Consider the following 3,219-nt stretch of genomic DNA (forward strand, 5'->3'; position numbering starts at 1 on the left):
GAGAGGACGTGAAAACGAGGGCATGGGGAGATCCTCTCAGTCTTTTTCCATAGTGCATTGTAACGGGTGCTGGTGACGGCGCGCCGTCTCGACCACCTGGGCGACCTTGGTTTCGGCCACTTCGTAGGTGAAGACGCCGCACACCCCGACGCCATGCTGGTGCACATGCAGCATGATGCGGGTCGCGTCCTCGCGGCTCTTCTGGAAGAACCGCTCCAGCACATAGACGACGAATTCCATCGGCGTGTAGTCGTCGTTCAGGATCAGCACCCGGTACAGCGAGGGCTTCTGAAGCTTCGGTTTCGTCTCGGTGACGGTGCCAGCGCCGAAGCCCTGATCCTGTCCTTCACCTGGCCTTTTGGTTGGCATCGTCGTCCGTCATTTCGGGGGAGTCGAAACGCTATGTAGGAAGTGTCAGCCGGTTTTGGAGTCGCGTCCAGTCACGGGTGTCGTGAACAAGCCGCGACTCTTGATCGCCAGACAAGCAAAAGACCCCCCGGATCGCTCCGGGGGGCCTCAGCTTACGCTACTGAACTTTGGCAGGTCGCCTTAACGGGCGGCCTGGAACTTCTCGACCGAGGCGGTGACGCGCTCGTTGATCGGCTTGAAGCTGTCCTTGACCGAACCGGTCACGGTCTCGGTCATCTTGGTGACTTCCGAGAGGTAGGTTTCCATCGCCGACTTGGCGAAGTTGGTCTGCAGCTCGATCAGCTCCTGGATCGAGCGGGCCTGCGAGATCGTCTGGGCCGCGGCGACGCCGTTTTCCCAGCTCGACTTCGTGTAGGAAACGACCTGGGCCGACAGGGCCTCGGCGCCCTTCTGGGCGGCCGTGGCCGAGGCGGTCAGGGCTTCGAGATTCTGCTTGGACTGGGCCGACAGCTCGGCGATCGTGGCCGAGGTCTTCTCGACGCCTTCGCGCAGGGCTTGCGTGCCCTTGGCCTGGAACTGCTCGGCCTGGGCCTTGAACTGCTCGCCCTGGACCTTGGCGGTCGCGGTGGCCTGTTCGACGGTCTTCTTCACGGTTTCGACGCTGTCAGCCATGGTAGTCTCCTGAACCTGGTTCGGCGGTTGGCCCGCCAGAATGTTTCTCTCCCCGGGCGGGTCCCGGGTCGACGAGCCTCATATGGTGCAGGTGCGAACAGACGTCAAGAACTTTTGTGCACTGCAACATCGGAACGGTGATCCGGTTCCCGGCGAACGGCCGGAGCCAGGCTCGCGTATCAGGATTGGTTCGTTTAAATCCGCGTTGATACCTGCTTAACCACCGTGAAACCTGCGGCCCTCATGCTAGGCTCATCACTTGCGTCGCGCCGGGGGGCCGTCGCCGCGTCACGGATGTAAGAGGCTTCGCTTGGCGATGATGCGTACCAGACCCAGCCCCATGCGCCGCATTCTTGCGGGGCTCTGCGCCCTCTCCCTCCTCGTCGGCCTGGCCGGCCTTGGGTTGAACCGGGTCGAGGCCCAGTCGGGTGAAAACAGCCGCTACGCCGCCATCGTCGTCGACGCCGGTACGGGCGAGGTCCTGTTCGGCCGTCACGCGGACAGCCGCCGCTACCCGGCCTCGGTCACCAAGGTCATGACCCTCTATCTGGTTTTCGAGGCTCTGGAGAAGGGCAGTGCGACCCTGGATGACGTCATTACCGTCTCGCCGCTCGCCGCCTCGCAACCGCCGTCCAAGCTCGGTCTCGCCGCCGGTCAGACGATTCGCCTCGACGACGCCATGCGCGCCACCGCCGTGCGGTCCGCCAACGACATGGCCATGGCCCTCGCCGAACACGTCGGCGGCTCCCAGGCCCGTTTCGCCTCGATGATGACGCTGAAGGCCGAGGAACTGGGCATGACCCAGACCCGCTACGTCAATCCGAACGGCCTGCCCGACAGCCGCCAGCTGACCTCGGCCCGCGACCTGGCCATCCTGGCCCGCGCCGTTATGCGCGATTATCCCCAGTATTACAGCTACTTCGGTCTGCACGACTGGAACTATCAGGGGCGCGAGTACCGCAACACCAACGGCCTGCTCCTCAGCGGCCAGGGCTACGACGGGATCAAGACCGGCTTCACCAACGCCTCGGGCTACAATCTCGCCGCCTCGGCCGTGCGCAACGGCAAGCGGGTGATCACCGTCGTGCTCGGCGGGCGGTCCAGCCCGACCCGCAACGCCCACGTCGCCGCCCTGATGGACACTGGCTTCGAGGTCGAGACCCGTCGCGCCGCCGGCGAGCGCATCCAGACGGCCCAGACCTTCTTCGAGGCGCGCGGCTTTGGCGTCGGCGGCCCCGACACCGGCGGCGCCGTCGCCTATGCCGCACTGAACGGCGCTCCGATCGTCGAACGGGAAGAGGGCCAGGGGTCCAGCGGCGTCGCCTGGACCGCCTTGCCGACGCCTGCGTCCCAACCCGTCCTCGCGACCGCCTCGCCGTCGGGCTACACCCGCGCCACGCCGCCCCCGTCGGCGGCCACGCCCGCCGCGCCGCCGGTTCACCGGGCCGAGGTCGCAACGCCCACCCGCAACGGAAGCCTGACCGCCAGCCTCAACGGCGGCGTCGCGCCGCCCGCCGGCGCGCCCTCCACTCTGAACCGCGGCGCCGTCGCCAATCCGCCCCGCCCGGCCGCAACACCGCCCGCCGGCCGCTGGTCGGTCCAGGTCGGCGCCTTCCGGGACGAGACGGTCGCACGCAACTGGCTGACCGAGGTCAACCGCCGCTTCCGCGCCCAGTTCACAGCCGCCGAACGCAACGTCGCCAGCGCCGCCGGCTGGCACCGCTCGCGCTTCACCGGCATGACCGAGGCCGCAGCACAATCCGCCTGCGAGGCCCTCGCCGAACGTCGTGTCACCTGCATGGTGGTCCGCCCGGGCGGCTGATTTTCCTTCCCTCGCCCCTTGCGGGAGAGGGAGGCGGCGCACGAGAGCGTAGCGATCGTTCTTGCGCCGGCGGGTGAGGGGTGATTCCGTCCCTGGCCAGTGAACCCGGTCCAACCTCAACTCAGCCGTCGGCACGACCCCTCATCCGTCAGCCTTCGGCTGCCACCTTCTCCGGCAAGGGGGAGAAGGAAAACACCCAGACGCATCAACACATCCCCCCCAGGACCCCAACGATTTCAATGTCCGGGATTATTTAGGGCCTTTATCGCAGGCGCCCTCCAAACCGCGCGTACACTTCTCCCGTCCCGTCGCGAGGGGAAGGCGTCCTGGGCCCAGGACCCGGACGTGCGGCGGGG

3 protein-coding genes are annotated in these 3,219 nt (G+C 66.8%); 1 reads left to right on the plus strand and 2 read right to left on the minus strand.

Annotated features, from left to right (window positions below):
- Positions 1-36 precede the first annotated feature (36 nt).
- Both clpS and RMO01_RS13045 read right to left on the minus strand, forming a co-directional pair.
- Positions 37-369 (minus strand): ATP-dependent Clp protease adapter ClpS, encoded by a 333-nt coding sequence (clpS, locus tag RMO01_RS13040; RefSeq protein ID WP_309629491.1) that lies wholly within the window; start codon positions 367-369, stop codon positions 37-39.
- A 180-nt stretch (positions 370-549) separates the two neighbouring features.
- Positions 550-1,041, minus strand: coding sequence for a TIGR01841 family phasin (locus RMO01_RS13045; protein ID WP_309629492.1), 492 nt, complete (start codon positions 1,039-1,041; stop codon positions 550-552).
- A 340-nt stretch (positions 1,042-1,381) separates the two neighbouring features.
- Between RMO01_RS13045 and RMO01_RS13050 the strand changes: the two genes are divergently transcribed.
- Positions 1,382-2,863 carry a serine hydrolase gene (locus RMO01_RS13050; RefSeq protein ID WP_309629493.1) on the plus strand — a complete coding sequence of 494 codons (1,482 nt, stop codon included), beginning with the start codon at positions 1,382-1,384 and terminating at the stop codon, positions 2,861-2,863.
- Positions 2,864-3,219 lie beyond the last annotated feature (356 nt).

It is taken from the genome of Brevundimonas sp. (genome assembly GCF_031412435.1).
Classification (GTDB): Bacteria; Pseudomonadota; Alphaproteobacteria; order Caulobacterales; family Caulobacteraceae; genus Brevundimonas.

Bases quoted from the DNA above. Each gene is read 5' to 3' on its own strand.
- clpS (WP_309629491.1), bottom strand. From the start codon at position 369: ATGCCAACCAAAAGGCCAGGTGAAGGACAGGATCAGGGCTTCGGCGCT.
- RMO01_RS13045 (WP_309629492.1), bottom strand. From the start codon at position 1,041: ATGGCTGACAGCGTCGAAACCGTGAAGAAGACCGTCGAACAGGCCACC.
- RMO01_RS13050 (WP_309629493.1), top strand. From the start codon at position 1,382: ATGCGCCGCATTCTTGCGGGGCTCTGCGCCCTCTCCCTCCTCGTCGGC.